Here is a 15,278-nt window from a genome sequence, read left to right on the forward strand (position 1 = left end):
ATGGGATATTCCGGAGCCCGCGGCGGACTGGATGCGATCCTCGCCGCCGAAAGCCTCGTCCGCACCGCGCGTGAAGCCGACAACTCACCGCGCCTGACCACCGAACAGATCACGGGCCGCATGCGCCTCGCCGTCGACCGTGTGATGGGTGAAGGGTCGCTCTACGACCCCGAGACCGCCGCCGATGCACTCCGCCAGGCGGAAGGCGACGTCATCGAGGCCACGCACCTCGTCCGAGCCCACCAGTCGACACTGCCGCGACTGGCAGTCAGCGAACCCGTCGACCCCGACGAGATGACAGTGCTGCGCCGCATCGTGCCGGCGTGGCGCACCCCGGACGGTCCGCAGTTGCTCGGCCGCACCAGCGATTACACCGGCCGCATGCTCGTCCGCGACGACGACCCCGTGCCGCCTACCGTCATCGACGAGGCCCCCACCCCGGACCGCACCGACGCCGAACGCCATCCGAAGCGTTTCTCGGAACTGTTGCGCGAGATGGACCTGCTCGCCGACAGTCGGCCGGCCGACGGCTCCGACCCCGAGCCGTTCGACATCTCCCGTCACCCCGCCGCACCCCCGGCGCCCCGCTCGGCGGTGCTCGCATCGATGGCACGCGCCGAGACCGGTTCATTGATCGGTACCTGGTACCGCTCGATCCGCGGCACCGAAGGCAACCTGCACGAGGTCACCCTCGGTGAGGTGCGACACGGCCGCGTCCCGGTGCGCATCCGTCACCCACACACGGGAAATGCGTTTTCTGTCGGTGATATTCGTGTCACCGAGTGCGAGGCAATCGAAGATCTCAACGGCCCCGACGAGGATCGTGGCCGCTTCGACATCGGCTACGGATTGTGCTTCGGCCACAACGAGCGCAAGGCCATCGCGATGGCCAACCTCGACATCGCGTGCCGCCGATTCGGCGACACCGGCGGTCTCGAGCAGACCCTGCTGCTCACCACCGACGGCCTCGATTCCTGTGGCTTCCTCGAACACCTCAAGCTTCCGCACTACGTCACCTTCCGCTCGATGATCGACCGGAAGATCGCCGTGCAGGCCGGCGCCGGCGACGCCGCGGACCGCAACACCGAACCTCTCGGAAGGACCTGCTGATGACCGACCTGCTCACCACCCGCGACACCGGCTCGCGCGTCACCCACACCCTCGACGCGATCGACGCCGCCACCCGCGAGCGCGGGATCCTCGACGAAGGATCCAAACGCGAGATTCGCCGCGCGACACTGACTGCGGTGTGCGTGCCCGGCTACCTGACCCCGTTCGGTTCCCGCGAGATGCCCGTCGCCCGCGGCTGGGGCTCCGGCGGCCTGCAGGTCACGCTCGGCGTCGTCGGCGGTGCCGATGTCGTCAAGGTCATCGATCAGGGCGACGACGACGGCGTCAACGCCACGAACTTGCGACGCCTGATCGAGTCGAGCGAGAAGTGCGCTTCCTCCAAGGACACCCGCGAGTCGACGATCATTCAGTCACGGCACCGCATCCCGGAGGAGCCGATGACCGAGGATCAGATCCTCGTGCTGCAGGTCCCCAACTCGGAACCCCTTCGTGCCGTGCAGAAATCGGTCACCGAGTGTGCGCGTATGCACGCCGAGGCCGACTACTCGATGATGTGGGTCAGCCTCTACGAGGACCTCGTCCGCAACGGCGTCATCACCAAGACCACCGGCTACCCGGTGCTCGTCGACGGCCGGTACGTGATGATCACGTCGCCGATCCCGCGGTGGGACGTTCCGCGCCTGGACAATTCACCGCATCTGACCCTGCTCGGTGCCGGGCGTGAGAAGCGCATCTTCGCGGTGCCGCCCTACACCCCGGTGCAGCCGCTCACGTTCGACGATGTCCCGTTCGAGGTCGAGGGCAGCGACGACCAGATCTGTGTGCGCTGCGGTTCGTCCGACACGTTCCTGGTCGAGGCGTCGCCCGGGCGCATGATGTGCAGCGACGTCGAGTGGTGCACTCGCGTCGTCGACGCCGACATCGACGAGACGCTCCACAGTGCGCACGCCCCGATGCAGTTCCTGCCCGACCCGCAGCGCCGTGTCCGCGCCGCGAACGCGGTGACCCGCCGCGATCCGGCGGAGCTCACCGACCGACCTGTGCCCGCGCATCCAGACGGCTGGACCCTCGCCGTGCGGGACGTCGGCAAGGTGCACGGGCCCGGCGGCGCGGAGGCCGTCCCGGGAACCGGTCCCGAGACCGGCACCGCGATCAGCCCGGCCACCGGCGCCGTTGTTGCCGCGTGGGATGTCAGCTTCGACGTCGCACCCGGTGAGGCGCTCGGCCTGATCGGCGAGTCCGGCTCGGGCAAGTCCACCGTGCTGCGCTGCTTGATCGGCGACGACAAGGCGACGAACGGCTCGATGTTCCTGACCACCGTAGGCGGCGGCACCACCGACGTGTTCACCCTCGCCGACACCGAACGCCGTGCGCTGCGCATCGACACGCTCGGCCTCGTGCACCAGAATCCTGCCGACGGGCTGACGATGACGGTCTCCGCGGGCGGCAACATCGCGGAACGTCTCACCGCCGCCGGGTGGCGCAACTACTACGAGATCCGCGACCGCGCAGCGTATCTGCTCGAGAAGGTCGAGGTTCCCCTCGAGCGTATGGACGATCCTGTCCACACCTTCTCGGGCGGTATGCGCCAGCGCGTGCAGATCGCGAAGGCCCTCGCCACCGATCCGCGGGTGCTGCTGCTCGACGAACCCACCACGGGCCTCGACGCGTCGGTCGCCGCCGGCGTACTCGACCTGCTGCGCAATCTGCTGGCTGAACGTGACACCGCGGCAGTGGTCGTCAGCCACGACTTCTCGGTCATCGAAGCACTCACCGATCGCACGCTGGTGATGAACGTCGGGCGCGTCGTCGAGACGGGCCTGACCGACCAGCTGTTCCAGGACCCCCACCACCCCTACACTCAGCGGCTCGTTGCAGCCGCCCGGAGGTGACCATGTCCGAGCCCACCACAGCAGATCCGGTCCTCACGGTCCGCGACCTGCGAAAATCCTTTACTCTCCACACCATCGACGGCCGCACCGTCACATCGCTGCACGGCGTCGACCTCGAGGTCGGGCGCGGCGAACACGTCGCGCTCGCGGGGCCGTCCGGTGCAGGTAAGTCGAGCTTCCTGCGCTGCGTGCACCGCAGCTACCTGCCCGACGCGGGATCGGTCGTGCTGCACACCGACGGCGGACCCGTCGAACTCACCGAGCTGTCCGACCGGGAAATGGCCCGGCTGCGGGGGCGCGAACTCGGCTACGTGTCGCAGTTTCTGTCGGCGCCGCCGCGCACAGCACCTCTGGAGGTGGTCGCGGCGTCCGCTCGCCGCCGCGGAATGAACCGTGCCGATGCCCGCGACGCCGCTGCCGAAGCACTGCAGCGACTCTCGCTCGACGAAGCACTGTGGGACGTCGACTGCAGTGTGCTCTCGGGTGGTGAACGTCAGCGGGTGAACATCGCTGCCGGCACCGTCCACCCACCGCGACTGCTCCTGCTCGACGAGCCGGTGTCGGCCCTCGACCCGGTCAACCGGGAGCGTGCACTCGAACTGATCGCGTCGCTGTCGGCGTCCGGGGTCGCGGTGCTCGCAGTGTTCCACGATCTCGATGCCATGCACCGCCTCGCGACACGTGTCGTGCAGTTCGCTGACGGCCACATTGCCCGAATCGGTTCCGCTACAGATGTGTTAGGGAAGGCAGCATGACCGGAACAGAGACCGTGCCGACCACCGACTCGTGGACACTGCAGTCCGCGCCGCTCAACTATGTGGTCGGGCATGTCCGGGCGGTGCTGCCGGACCGAATTCTCGAGGATGCGCGCATCGTCGTGCGTGACGGCAGGATCGAGGAAGTGGGACCGTCCACTCCCGGAGTTCGACCCGACGTGGACGGCGGCGGCCTCCTGTGTCTGCCGGGCCTGGTGGACTTGCACTCCGACGGCCTCGAGAAGGAGCGACTCCCGCGACCGGGAGTCGAACTGCCATGGGCGTTCTCGCTCATGTCGTTCGAGGGCAAGGTGCGTGCGGCGGGTGTGACGACCGTGTTCCATGGTGCATCGTTCTCCGACCGCGCCACCGCGACGACGGGACGCAGCGTCCATGTCGCGCAGCAGATGTGTGAGTCCATCGAGGAATGGAGCACCCGCGACACCGACGCACGACTCGTCGACCACCGAGTCCTGCATCGCCTCGACGTGCGGTCCGCAGCCGGATTCAAGGCCATGCGGGAGGAATTCGACCGTCTGGTAGCGGTAGGTGTCGTCTCCACCGCGACACCTGCGGTGATCTCCCACGAGGACCACACGCCGGGGATCGGCCAATATGCCGACCGAACCTACTACGAGAACCACATCGCCGGCGTACGCGGCATCTCGGTGGAGGATGCACGCAAGGTGGTGGACGGTCTGGCGTCCGAGCGCGAGGCCAACGCCGGTGTCCGCGACGAGACGATGGGTTGGCTCGCAGAGCAGTCCCGCAGCGGTCTGGCCCGAGTCTTCGGGCACGATCCCGAATCGGCCGTCGAGATCGCGGATCTGGCCGCACGCGGAGGCAACGTCGCAGAGTTCCCCACGACCGTCGAGGCGGCGCGGGAAGCGCGTGACCGCGGCATGTCCGTGGTGATGGGCGGTCCGAACGTACTACGTGGACGCTCCCACTCGGGCAATGTCTCTGCCGGTGAACTTGCCGCGCTGGGACTGGTGACGGCGCTGGCATCGGACTATCTGCCGTCGTCGCTGCTCGGTGCGGCGTTCTCCCTTGCCGACGGATGCATGACGTTGCCGGCTGCCGTGTCACTCGTCACGAGTGGCCCGGCGACGGCAGTAGGGCTCGCCGACCGGGGTGCCCTGAGCACCGGTCAGCGCGCCGACCTCGTCCTCGTCTCGTTCGAGCACGGTCACCCGGTGACCCGCGCGGTCCTGCGCGCATCCTGAATTCACGGCCCCACGCCATTGGCGTGGGGCCGGTCTCGTAAGTATTGGTCGGACATGCCCTCGCGAACGTCTTCCGTTCGAGGTCGGAAGTTCACCTCGGGTTGGGGAATCCGATGCACCGTACAGACAGTCTTGACCCAACGATGCCGATGAGGTGTCGACCCCTCGTGCCCCACGACTCGCTTCTGCGTGTTCGACAAGGAGTTTTCCTCTCATGCGTAATTCTTCTTCCCGTACTTGGTCTGCGGTCGCCGTGGCCGCCGCCGTCGCGCTGGCTCTGTCTGCGTGTGGCTCCAGCGCCGATGAGGACACCTCGACGACAGGGGCGGCCGGAAGTGGAGGTGCCCCCGAGACCCTGGTTCTCGCCTCCATCCCGAGCGAAGACAGCACGAGCCTGCAGCAGGAGTTCGCCCTGGTCCAGCAGGTCATCGAAGACGAGACCGGTATCCCCGTCGAGTTCCAGAACGCCACCGACTACGCGGCCGTCATCGAGGCCCAGCGCGCCGGCAAGGTGCATATCGGCCACTACGGTCCGTTCTCCTACGCCACGGCGAAGGACGGCGGCGTGCCGGTGCAGCCACTGGGCGTGTTCGCCGACAGCCCCGATGAGGAACCCGGTTACAAGTCGTACGCGATCGTTCCCGCGGGATCCGACATCCGTTCGCTCGAGGACTTCCGCGGTAAGACGGTGTGCTTCGTCGACCCCACCTCCACCTCCGGTTATCTCTACCCGTCGGCGGGCCTGCTCGAGGCCGGCGTCGACCCCGCCACGGATGTCACCCCGATCTTCGCGGGCGGCCACGACGCATCTGCCCTCGCGGTCAAGAGCGGCCAGTGCGACGCCGGATTCGCGTTCGACACGATGATCACCGAAACCCTCGTCGAGAAGGGCGATCTCGCCGAAGGAGATCTCGACGTGATCTGGGAGTCCGAGACGATCGCGGCCAGCCCCTCGGCTGTACTGACCACGCTGCCACAGGATCTCATCGACCAGCTCACCGACATCTACGCGACCAAGCTCAACCGTCCGGCGCTCGTCGAGGCAGGCTACTGCGCCAGCGAAGAGGAGTGCAAGCTCCCCGAGGGCACCGAGTACGGATTCATCCCCGTCACCGACGACTTCTACGACGGGGTCCGCAAGGTCTGCGAGATCACGCAGTCCCCTTCCTGCGCCAGCTGACCCGACCCTTCGACACCTGGAGTCCGACATGACCGACCCCGACCATGCGCGCCTCGGCGCATCCATCGACAAGATTCTCCGGCCCACGATCGACCTCGACCACGTGAGCAAGGTGTTCGCACCGGATCTCCGCGCGCTCGACGACGTGTCGCTGACGGTCTATCCCGGTGAAGTAGTTGCGCTGCTGGGCCTGTCGGGGTCGGGCAAGTCGACGCTTCTGCGTCTGCTCGACGGCCTGCATCTACCCACCTCGGGTGCGGTGACAGTTCTCGGGCGCGATGTCGGCTCTGCCCGCGGACGCGAACTGCGGGAGTTGCGCCGCAAAGTGGGATTCGTGTTCCAGCAGTTCCACCTCGTCGGCAACATGTCGGTGCTGGAGAACGTGTGTTCCGGTGCCCTCGGCTCGCTGCGCGGGCCACGGTTCGGTCTCATGATGTATCCGAAGGCAGTGCGCCTGGCGGCCATGGAGCAGCTCGACCGTGTCGGTCTCGCAGACCGGCCGTTCCAGCGGGCGGACACCCTCTCCGGCGGACAGCAGCAGCGTGTCGCGGTGGCGCGCGCACTCATCCAGAAGCCGAAGATCCTCCTCGCCGACGAGCCGGTCGCATCGCTTGATCCCGAATCGTCGGCACAGGTGATGGCGCTGATCTCGCAGATCGCGTCCGAAGACAACCTGACGGTGCTGTGCAGCCTCCATCAGGTCGATCTCGCACTGTCGTGGGGGCACCGCCTCGTGGGCCTGCGACACGGGCAGGTCGTGCTCGACAAGCCCGTGTCGACGATCGACCGGAGTGAAACCATGAGCATCTACTCCGCCGTCGAACCGGTCGTGTCCGCGCGGGCCGCCGCGAACCGATGACGATCACCACCCCACCGCCTGCCAGGACACTCCCACGCCCCACGTGGCAGACCATCAGTGTGCAGGTCATCCTGTTCGGGCTGTTCGCGGCGGCGCTCTGGTCGATCGCATCACTGAAGATCAACGTCGCGACGATCATCGACAGTATCGGCAATGCGGCCGATTTCCTGTCGAGGATCTTCCCCCTCGACTTCCCGCCCCTCGGTGAACTTGCCGCGATGACCGGCCAGACCCTGGGCATCGTGCTGCTCGCCACCGTGCTGGCTGTGGTGCTGAGCATCCCCGTCGCGCTGGGCGCCGCCCGCAACACCGCGCCCCGCGCGGTGCTGCGGATCCCTGCCCGCACCATCATCGTCGTCACCCGCGCCATTCCCGAACTGGTGCTGGCGATCCTGTTCCTGCGCCTGTTCGGCCTCGGAGCGATCGGCGGCATCCTCGCCCTGGGCATCCACTCGATCGGCATGATCGGCAAGCTGTACGCCGACGCGATCGAAGACACCGATCCCGGCCCGCGCGACGCATTGCGGGCCGCCGGTGCGACGTGGTGGCAGCAGATCACCGGCGGCGTGCTGCCGCAGATCATGCCGGCGGTCGTCGCCACGGCCCTGCACCGGTTCGACATCAACCTGCGCGCCTCCGTCATCCTCGGCTACGTCGGTGTCAGTGGCATCGGTCTCGAATTGTCGAGTGCGCTGCGCACCATGAACTATCAGCGCGGTATGGCGCTGGCGTTGTTCATCGTCGCCCTGTGCGTCATCGTGGAACTGATCTCCGGCGCCCTGCGCAGGATGGTGCTCGGTGACAAGGCCCCCGCGCGGCGTGGCCTGTTCTCGCGTCTCCGCGACCGTGTCTCGAATGCTCAGGGCGGCTGGGTGGATCGCGAGCCGGGTGAGAAGCAGGCCCCCACTGCACTGCGCACTTCCGACGGCAGGTATCGCATCAGTCCGCCCTGGACGGGGGAGCGCATCGTCCGCAGCTCCTACGTCGCGCTGTTCGTGCTCGCCCTTCTGGTGTCCACCTGGGCCGCGAACCTCGACTTCTCCCGCATGGCCGAGGGTATCGGCTCGATGGGGAACACCCTCTCGCTGTTCTTCCCTCCCGGTACCGGTGGCATCGGCGACGAACTGTGGAAACAGCTGATCGTCACGCTGCAGATCGCTCTCGCAGCAACTCTGATCGGCCTGATCGTCGCGATCCCCGTCGGTCTGCTCGCGGCCCGGAACGTCGCGCCGTCCCCTGGCATCGCAAAGGGATTCCGCATCTTCATTGTGATCGTGCGCGGCATCCCCGATCTGATTCTCGCGATCATTGTCATCGTCGTCACCGGTCTCGGTGCCACAGCCGGCGCAATTGCACTGTCGGTGGGTGCAATCGGGTTGCTCAGCAAACTGATTGCCGACTCCGTGGAGGAAACCGACATACGTGTGCAGCAGGCGGTGGTGGCCGGTGGCGCGACGCGCATGCAGGTCCTCATCGCCGCGACGGTGCGGCAATCGGGGCCCGCGATCATCGCGCACCTCTTCTATCAGCTCGACACCAACATCCGCGCCGCCACACTGCTCGGTGTCGTCGGCGCAGGAGGACTGGGCTTCTACCTGATGAACGCGGCCCGCGTCATGCAGTTCGACGTGGTCACCATGATCGTGCTGATGATCTTCGTGGTGGTCATGATCGTGGAGGGCCTGGCCATCTGGGTCCGCAAGGTCGTGTCCTGATTCCTGGCCATTTCGACCGAATGGAGTAACCGAATGAACCTCACCGAGTCCGCCACCACCACTGCCGGCCGCATGCTCACCGCCGCGTCCGATGCTGCCCTCACCGCCTACCGCGACGCCGTCGCGAAATACTCGCGGGAGAAGCTGAAGTCGATCGCGATGGAAGGTGCCGACGGCACTCCGGCCATGTTCATCGATGTCCTCGTCGAGGATGCCATCATCTCTGCCGCAACGGTAGCGGGTGCGAATGTGCTGTCGGAGGAACGCGGCTGGGTCGATGTCGGCTCGGCCATCACCCTCGTCGTCGATCCCGTCGACGGCTCCGCCAATGCCGCTGCGGGAATCCCGTTGGCATGCTTCAGTGCTGCGGTGGTGATCGACGGCGAGTTCACCGAAGCGTCGACGACCTGGCTGCACACAGGAGAGACCTGGTGGGCGTCGCGCACCAGCTCGGTGTTCCGAACGAGCGGATGCACCTCGTTGTCGTCGGCTGCGGTCTCGATGCTCCGTCCGCACGAACGCAACCGCGATGCGTGGTGGCGTGTCGCGGAGAAGGCCACTCGCATTCGCATTCTCAGTTGCAGCACCCTCGAGTCGGTGTTCGTCGCGACCGGATCCACTGATGCGTTCGTCGACGCCGGCAGCGACACCCACCGCTTGATGGACATCGCTGCAGCGGTCGTGCAGGTCGAGGCATCCGGGGGAGCGGTGATCGACGCATACGACCGCCCCATCGAGTTCGGCACCGATCTCACCAAGCGGTGGAGTGGAATCGTCGCTGCCACACCGGATCTCGCCGCCGAACTGCGCGACGCCATCCAGGGATGACGGTCAGAATTTCTTTGCGCGCAGGCGTAGTGCGTTCCCGATGACGCTCACCGACGACAGCGCCATCGCAGCGGCCGCTACGATGGGCGAGAGCAGGATCCCGAACGCAGGATAGAGAACTCCGGCGGCGAGCGGAATACCGGCCGCGTTGTAGACGAATGCGAACACGAGATTCTGGCGGATGTTGCTCATCGTCGCCTCCGACAGCGCGCGTGCACGTGCGATGCCGGTGAGGTCGCCGTGGAGCAACGTGATGCCCGCACTCTCGATCGCGACGTCGGTGCCGGTGCTCATCGCGATGCCTACGTCGGCGGCGGCGAGGGCGGGTGCGTCGTTGACACCGTCGCCGGCCATCGCGACCACCCGACCTTCGTCGCGGAGCCGCTGGACCACGTCGCTCTTGCCGTCGGGAAGCACCTCGGCTTCGACGCGGTCGATACCGAGCTTGCGACCCACTGCTTCGGCGGTGGTGCGGTTGTCGCCGGTGAGCATGACGACGGTGATGCCGTCGGCGCGCAGTTCCTCGAGTGCCGCCGCGGTGGTGTTCTTGACAGGGTCGGCGATGGCCAGCACACCGGCCACCGCCTTGTCGACACCGACGTAGATCGCGGTGGCGCCGTCACGCCGCAGATCGTCGGCGCGTTCGCGCAATGAGTGCGTGTCGACACCCTCGTCCTGCAGGTACGACGCGTTGCCGATGGTCACGCGCCGACCCTCGACCACACCGACCACACCGCGACCGACGGGCGAATCGAAGTCTGTGACCTCGGGGAGGGAGATGCCGGTGTGTTCGGCTGCGTCGACGATCGCGATCGCGAGGGGATGCTCGGAGCCACGTTCGACGCCCGCGGCCAACCGCAGGATCTCGCTGTCGGTGTGACCGTCGGCCGCGACGATCTCGGTGACCGTGGGCCGGCCCTCGGTGAGGGTGCCGGTCTTGTCGATGACCAGCGTGTCGACCTTCTCCATCCGTTCGAGGGCTTCGGCGTTCTTGATCAGCACGCCGAGCCCGGCGCCGCGTCCCACACCGACCATGATCGACATCGGAGTCGCCAGCCCGAGGGCACATGGGCACGCGATGATCAGCACCGACACGGCGACCACCAACGCGTAGGTGAGCGCCGGCGACGGGCCGACGAGAGCCCACACGATGAACGCGATGACGGCGATCGCGATGACGGCGGGGACGAACCACGATGCGACGACGTCGACGAGTCGTTGGATCGGTGCGCGTGTGCGCTGCGCCTCGGCGACCATCGCGACGATCCGCGAGAGCACTGTGTCGCTGCCGACCTGCTCGGCGCGGATGACGAGGCTGCCGGTCCCGTTGACCGTGCCGCCGATGACGTTGTCGCCGGTCTGCTTGGTGATCGGCATCGATTCGCCCGTGACCATCGCTTCGTCGACGGACGAGCGGCCGTCGACGACGGTACCGTCGACCGGAACCTTCTCGCCGGGACGTACCCGCAGGCGATCTCCGATGTGGATGTGCTCGAGGGGGATGTCGCGTTCGGTGCCGTCGTCGTCGATGCGGCGGCCGGTTTTCGGTGCGAGGTCGAGCAGTGACCTGATCGCGCCGGACGTCTGCTCACGCGCGCGGAGTTCGAGAACCTGGCCGAGCAACACCAGGGTGGTGATCACGGCGGCGGCCTCGAAGTACACGGCGACGGAGCCGTCCATCTGACGGAACTCGTCGGGGAAGATGCCGGGCGCGAGTGTCGCGACCACGCTGTACACCCAGGCGACGCCGGTGCCCATTGCGATGAGCGTGAACATGTTGAGCGACCGGGTGCGGATCGAATTCCAGCCGCGGACGAAGAACGGCCATCCGGCCCACAACACGACCGGAGTGGCGAGGACGAGCTGGATCCACGTCGACACCCTGGGCGGTACGACGTCGTGGAGCGCGGGGAACAGGTGCGAACCCATCTCGAGGACGAACACCGGGACGGAGAGGATGAGCGCGACCCAGAACCGCTTCGTCATGTCGGCGAGTTCGTGGCTGGCGCCGGTGTCGGCTGTCACCACCACGGGTTCGAGGGCCATGCCGCAGATCGGGCAGGAACCCGGTCCTTGTTGCCGGACCTCCGGATGCATCGGACAGGTGTATTCCGCAGCCTCATCGGACACCTCGCGGTGCTCGGCGTGGTGGTGTTGATGACTGTGCTCGGCCATGACCCCACAATACCCCTGGGGGGTATGGCGTCAAGATGGTGCCGCGATGCCCTCCGCATCGACGAGTTCGAGCGAGGAGCGTCAGGCAGTGTCGCTCTCGTTGCCTTCGTCGCGCTGGCGCTGTTCTTGCGCGGCCCGCCGCTGTTGTTCGACGCGTGCGCGGAAACGGCGCTGGAAGTCCTCGTCGTTCTCGGGATCCACGACGGGACGGGTGGGTCGCGAGTACTGGGGAGCAGACTTCGACGCCAGAATCTCCGCGACACCTTGGGGCCGGCCGAGCACCAGCCAGAGCAGCGATCCGAACAGCGGCAGGAGAAGCACGACCATCAGCCACAGGAGTTTGGGTAGGTGCCGGACCCGGTCCTCGTCGGAGCAGATCACGTCGACGAGGCAGCCCAGCCACAGCAAGGTGATGATCAATCCGAGGTATGGCATCTCCGCAAGCTAGCAGCTCCGAGACAGGGCTCTCAGCCCTGGTGGGTGACCACCGGGGCTGAGCGCTCTATGTCTACGCTGCCGGCTTCGAGCTGATCCGGTCGAGGAACCCGAGAACGCGAGCCCACGCGTCGTCGCAGTCCCGCTCGAATTCGCCTTGTTTCCGGTCGAAGAACGAATGCGGTGCGCCCGGGTAGGTGACGAATTCGTGCTCCACCCCGGCTTCGTTCAGCGCGCGATCGAAATTCTGCACCAGTTCCGCCGGGATGGACGGGTCGGCGCCGCCGTAGAGAGCGAGGATCGGGCCGGTCATCTCCGGTGCCTTCGACGCCGGATCCGGGTAGACGCCCAGACGAGTTGCGTCCAATCCGCCGTAGAACGCGATCGCGCCGGCGAGCCTGAGACTGCTGTCCGTGGTCGCCAGATACGACTGCGAACCGCCGAAACAGAATCCGACAGTGACCACCTCGTCAGTCCCCGTGCGGGAGCGAAGGTGGGCGAGCGCGACAGCCGCGTCGGCGCGGATGTCCTCCGGTGTCGTCTGCTTGATGTGCGCCATCTGGTCGAAGTCGTCGCTGCGGTCGCCGGTTCCAGCCGTGCGTCCGAAGTAGTCGATCGCGATGGCGTGATGTCCGGCTTCGGCGAACGCGACGGCGAGCCGCTTGTAGTACTCGAACAGGCCCCGGATGTCGGGAAGAACCACGACCGCTGGACCAGAGGGTGCGTCGGCCTGCGCGATGAACGCCTGGAACGTGGCTTGCGCACCGTCGAGGATCAGCTCCTCCGTCCATGTTCTGCTCGGGTTCTTCAGCAGCTCAGCGGGAATGGCGGGAGGCTTGGCTGTGACGTCGAAACACATACTGGGCAATCCTTCTCGCTATCCAGGGGGCTTGCAAGTCAGTCGGTGACGGGCCACTGCACGGTCACAGGCTCGAGAAACTCGCGAATGCCCGCTTCGCCGCGTTCGCGTCCTCGATCGTCTCGTAGGGCTGCAGAGTCGAGAGGGCGGCGTCTACGTCGCACCGCTGGCGCGATCCGCTCTTGCCGCACCGATTGCGAACGCGATGGCGAGAACGGCCGACGTGATCGCTTGGTATCCGAACCACAGCGCACCGCCGGACGACATCATCGCGACCACGATCACGGTGACGACAATCCAGCCGCTGTCGTAGCCGACGAGGTACTTGGTGTGCGACGGGGCGGCGCCGCGGACGGCGAAGGCGATCTCCGCAGCGCCGCTCAGAAGCAGTAGGCCCGCGGTGGCGAAAATCAGCCAGGCGTTCACGTCCAGTGCAGTGCTGATCGACGCCACCGCCGCGGTGTAGACGACGGCAAGGATCACCTTGAAAAGTCCGTCACCGAGGAATCCGATGCGTAGCCACCGTGTCGTGTCGATTGTTGGGACGCTCATGCTGCCAACTCCCTACGCGAGTGGGGCGAGGCCCTGGGTTTCGAGTAGGCGCACGCCGGCCGGCGCGTCGAAGCTGCTCCGGGGCCGCACCAGGGCGGTGATCTTGTGCCCGGCTGCCTCGGCCCGTTCGATGAGCAGCCGGCCTGTTGCGCCAGAAGCCCCGGCGATGACGAGATGCAAGTGAAGTCCTCCCGTGAGGAGCTAGTACAACTTGACTACTGACGTCGACAATAGAGCATTCTGGCAACTAGTCAAGGTGTACTAGAGTCGTGAACACCCGCCCCGCGACGGAAGGCCCCCAGTGACTGCCACCAGACTTCTCCTCCTCGGAGCAGTTCGTGGACGCACCACCGCGCACGGATATCAGGTGATGCGCGACCTTGAGAGCTGGAGCGTGGACCTGTGGGGAAGCCTCAAGCAGGGCTCGGTCTACCACGGTCTCAAACGTCTACGAGACCAGGGACTTCTTTGCGAGGTGGCCTCCGAATCTCCCGCCGCCGGTCCGGCCCGGACTGCATACTCGATCACGGCAGAAGGCGAGAGAGAGTTTCGCGCGTTGCTCGAGAATGCGCTCAGCTCGGGCGAAGACCCCGCAGAAATCATCGCGGGCATCGGACTCATGTCCGTGCTGCCGCGCGAGCGAGTGCTCGACCTGCTCCGCCTGCGGCTCGACGCGTTGACGGTCAAACGTCAGCGTGTCGTCGGCGAGTACGAGCGCAATGCCGACGCGGATTGGCAGCACCACATCGAAGCCATCCGGTATTGGGCCAAGACCACCGACAGTGCCATCGAGTGGACGCGAGAACTGGTCGAACGTCTCGAACAGGGCGAATACACGATGGCAGGCGAGGAACCCGCTTCGTGATCGGAATCCCGCATCGGTCTCGGTCGGTGCACCAACAGCTCTTGCCAACGTGGCTGAGTCGGTGTTGAGTCGAGGGATGCAGTTCGCCGCGCCGGCCGAACAGTACGACCGTTTCATGGGACGTTACGCGCCGTCGCTGGCGGCCGCGCTCATCGATGCCGCCGAGGTGACATCCGGTCAGAGAGTCTGCGACGTCGGGTGTGGGCCGGGCGGCCTCACTCGCGAGTTGGTGGCACGGGTCGGAGCCGCGAATGTCGCGGCGATCGATCCGGCGCCACAGTTCGCGGCAGCATGTCGTGAACGCAATCCGGGTGCCGACGTTCGCGAGGGCATGGCTGAACAATTACCTTGGGCAACAGGTGAATTCGATTCGACACTTTCGTCGCTCGTGATCGGCTTCATGCGCGACCCCGACCTTGGAGTACGCGAGATGGTCCGGGTCACGCATCCGGGTGGCGCCGTCGCTGCCTGCATGTGGGACATCGCCAACGGCGGCATGACAATGCTCCGGTTGTTCTGGTCCGCGGCACGGCAGGTGGATCCCGGGGTGGAGGGTGAATCCGCGATGGCCGGCACCACCCGAGGCGATATCGCGGAGCGGTTCCGTCGTTCAGGCCTGGTCGACGTGGCCGAGGGGGAACTCACGGCCCACGCGGACTACAGCAGTTTCGACGACTTCTGGACGCCCTTCACGTACGCGGTGGGGCCCGCCGGCCAGTACCTGCAGTCCTTGTCACCTGTGCAGCAGGAAGGAATGCGGGAGGCCTGCCGGTCGGAGCTTCCGGCCGCTGGACCGTTCTCGCTCGACGCACGGGCCTGGTATGCGCGAGGTACGGTCCCTGCTGCTGAGCGCGCGTGATCATCTG

Annotated in this window: 15 protein-coding genes; 10 read left to right on the forward strand and 5 right to left on the reverse strand. The window is 66.5% G+C overall.

Annotated features, from left to right (window positions below; genetic code table 11):
* The 8 genes from ACZ46K_RS09360 (at nucleotide 1) to ACZ46K_RS09395 (ending at nucleotide 9,526) form a co-directional block, all read left to right on the forward strand.
* Nucleotides 1-1,110 (forward strand): carbon-phosphorus lyase complex subunit PhnI, encoded by a 1,110-nt coding sequence (locus ACZ46K_RS09360; protein WP_464747826.1) that lies wholly within the window; start codon nucleotides 1-3, stop codon nucleotides 1,108-1,110.
* The gene (locus tag ACZ46K_RS09365) at nucleotides 1,110-2,963 is read left to right on the forward strand and encodes an alpha-D-ribose 1-methylphosphonate 5-phosphate C-P-lyase PhnJ (protein WP_464747828.1); all 1,854 of its coding nucleotides are present in this window, start codon (nucleotides 1,110-1,112) and stop codon (nucleotides 2,961-2,963) included. The genes ACZ46K_RS09360 and ACZ46K_RS09365 overlap by 1 nt, the downstream gene beginning before the upstream one ends.
* 2 nt (nucleotides 2,964-2,965) lie before the next feature.
* The gene (locus ACZ46K_RS09370; protein WP_054807460.1) at nucleotides 2,966-3,718 is read left to right on the forward strand and encodes a phosphonate C-P lyase system protein PhnL; all 753 of its coding nucleotides are present in this window, start codon (nucleotides 2,966-2,968) and stop codon (nucleotides 3,716-3,718) included.
* Nucleotides 3,715-4,944: an alpha-D-ribose 1-methylphosphonate 5-triphosphate diphosphatase gene (locus ACZ46K_RS09375; protein WP_054807459.1), complete on the forward strand. Its 1,230-nt coding sequence runs from the start codon at nucleotides 3,715-3,717 to the stop codon at nucleotides 4,942-4,944. Before ACZ46K_RS09370 ends, ACZ46K_RS09375 begins: the two co-directional genes overlap by 4 nt.
* 214 nt (nucleotides 4,945-5,158) lie before the next feature.
* Complete coding sequence (locus ACZ46K_RS09380; protein ID WP_464747830.1) at nucleotides 5,159-6,124, forward strand: phosphate/phosphite/phosphonate ABC transporter substrate-binding protein; 966 nt, start codon at nucleotides 5,159-5,161, stop codon at nucleotides 6,122-6,124.
* A 28-nt stretch (nucleotides 6,125-6,152) separates the two neighbouring features.
* On the forward strand, nucleotides 6,153-6,983 hold the full coding sequence (gene phnC, locus ACZ46K_RS09385) for a phosphonate ABC transporter ATP-binding protein (protein WP_054809960.1): 831 nt from the start codon (nucleotides 6,153-6,155) through the stop codon (nucleotides 6,981-6,983).
* On the forward strand, nucleotides 6,980-8,698 hold the full coding sequence (gene phnE, locus ACZ46K_RS09390; protein ID WP_464747832.1) for a phosphonate ABC transporter, permease protein PhnE: 1,719 nt from the start codon (nucleotides 6,980-6,982) through the stop codon (nucleotides 8,696-8,698). Before phnC ends, phnE begins: the two co-directional genes overlap by 4 nt.
* A gap of 33 nt (nucleotides 8,699-8,731) precedes the next feature.
* Complete coding sequence (locus tag ACZ46K_RS09395) at nucleotides 8,732-9,526, forward strand: inositol monophosphatase family protein (RefSeq protein WP_054806128.1); 795 nt, start codon at nucleotides 8,732-8,734, stop codon at nucleotides 9,524-9,526.
* A 3-nt stretch (nucleotides 9,527-9,529) separates the two neighbouring features.
* Here the strand turns inward: ACZ46K_RS09395 and ACZ46K_RS09400 are convergent, their stop codons facing one another.
* From ACZ46K_RS09400 to ACZ46K_RS09420, 5 genes are all read right to left on the reverse strand, one after another.
* Nucleotides 9,530-11,701: a copper-transporting P-type ATPase gene (locus ACZ46K_RS09400; RefSeq protein ID WP_464747834.1), complete on the reverse strand. Its 2,172-nt coding sequence runs from the start codon at nucleotides 11,699-11,701 to the stop codon at nucleotides 9,530-9,532.
* Nucleotides 11,702-11,782: 81 nt separating this feature from the next.
* On the reverse strand, nucleotides 11,783-12,136 hold the full coding sequence (locus tag ACZ46K_RS09405) for a PLDc N-terminal domain-containing protein (RefSeq protein ID WP_464747836.1): 354 nt from the start codon (nucleotides 12,134-12,136) through the stop codon (nucleotides 11,783-11,785).
* Nucleotides 12,137-12,209: 73 nt separating this feature from the next.
* On the reverse strand, nucleotides 12,210-12,995 hold the full coding sequence (locus ACZ46K_RS09410; RefSeq protein WP_464747838.1) for a dienelactone hydrolase family protein: 786 nt from the start codon (nucleotides 12,993-12,995) through the stop codon (nucleotides 12,210-12,212).
* A gap of 153 nt (nucleotides 12,996-13,148) precedes the next feature.
* The gene (locus tag ACZ46K_RS09415) at nucleotides 13,149-13,547 is read right to left on the reverse strand and encodes a hypothetical protein (RefSeq protein ID WP_054806130.1); all 399 of its coding nucleotides are present in this window, start codon (nucleotides 13,545-13,547) and stop codon (nucleotides 13,149-13,151) included.
* A gap of 12 nt (nucleotides 13,548-13,559) precedes the next feature.
* Complete coding sequence (locus ACZ46K_RS09420) at nucleotides 13,560-13,727, reverse strand: hypothetical protein (RefSeq protein ID WP_464747841.1); 168 nt, start codon at nucleotides 13,725-13,727, stop codon at nucleotides 13,560-13,562.
* A gap of 121 nt (nucleotides 13,728-13,848) precedes the next feature.
* On the opposite strand from ACZ46K_RS09420, the gene ACZ46K_RS09425 reads away from it, so the two are divergent.
* On the forward strand, nucleotides 13,849-14,412 hold the full coding sequence (locus ACZ46K_RS09425; RefSeq protein WP_054806131.1) for a PadR family transcriptional regulator: 564 nt from the start codon (nucleotides 13,849-13,851) through the stop codon (nucleotides 14,410-14,412).
* A 76-nt stretch (nucleotides 14,413-14,488) separates the two neighbouring features.
* Entirely contained in the window at nucleotides 14,489-15,271 is a 783-nt protein-coding gene (locus tag ACZ46K_RS09430) for a class I SAM-dependent methyltransferase (RefSeq protein WP_054806132.1), read from the forward strand.
* Nucleotides 15,272-15,278 lie beyond the last annotated feature (7 nt).

The sequence above is a fragment of the Rhodococcus sp. JCM 9793 genome (genome assembly GCF_055380405.1).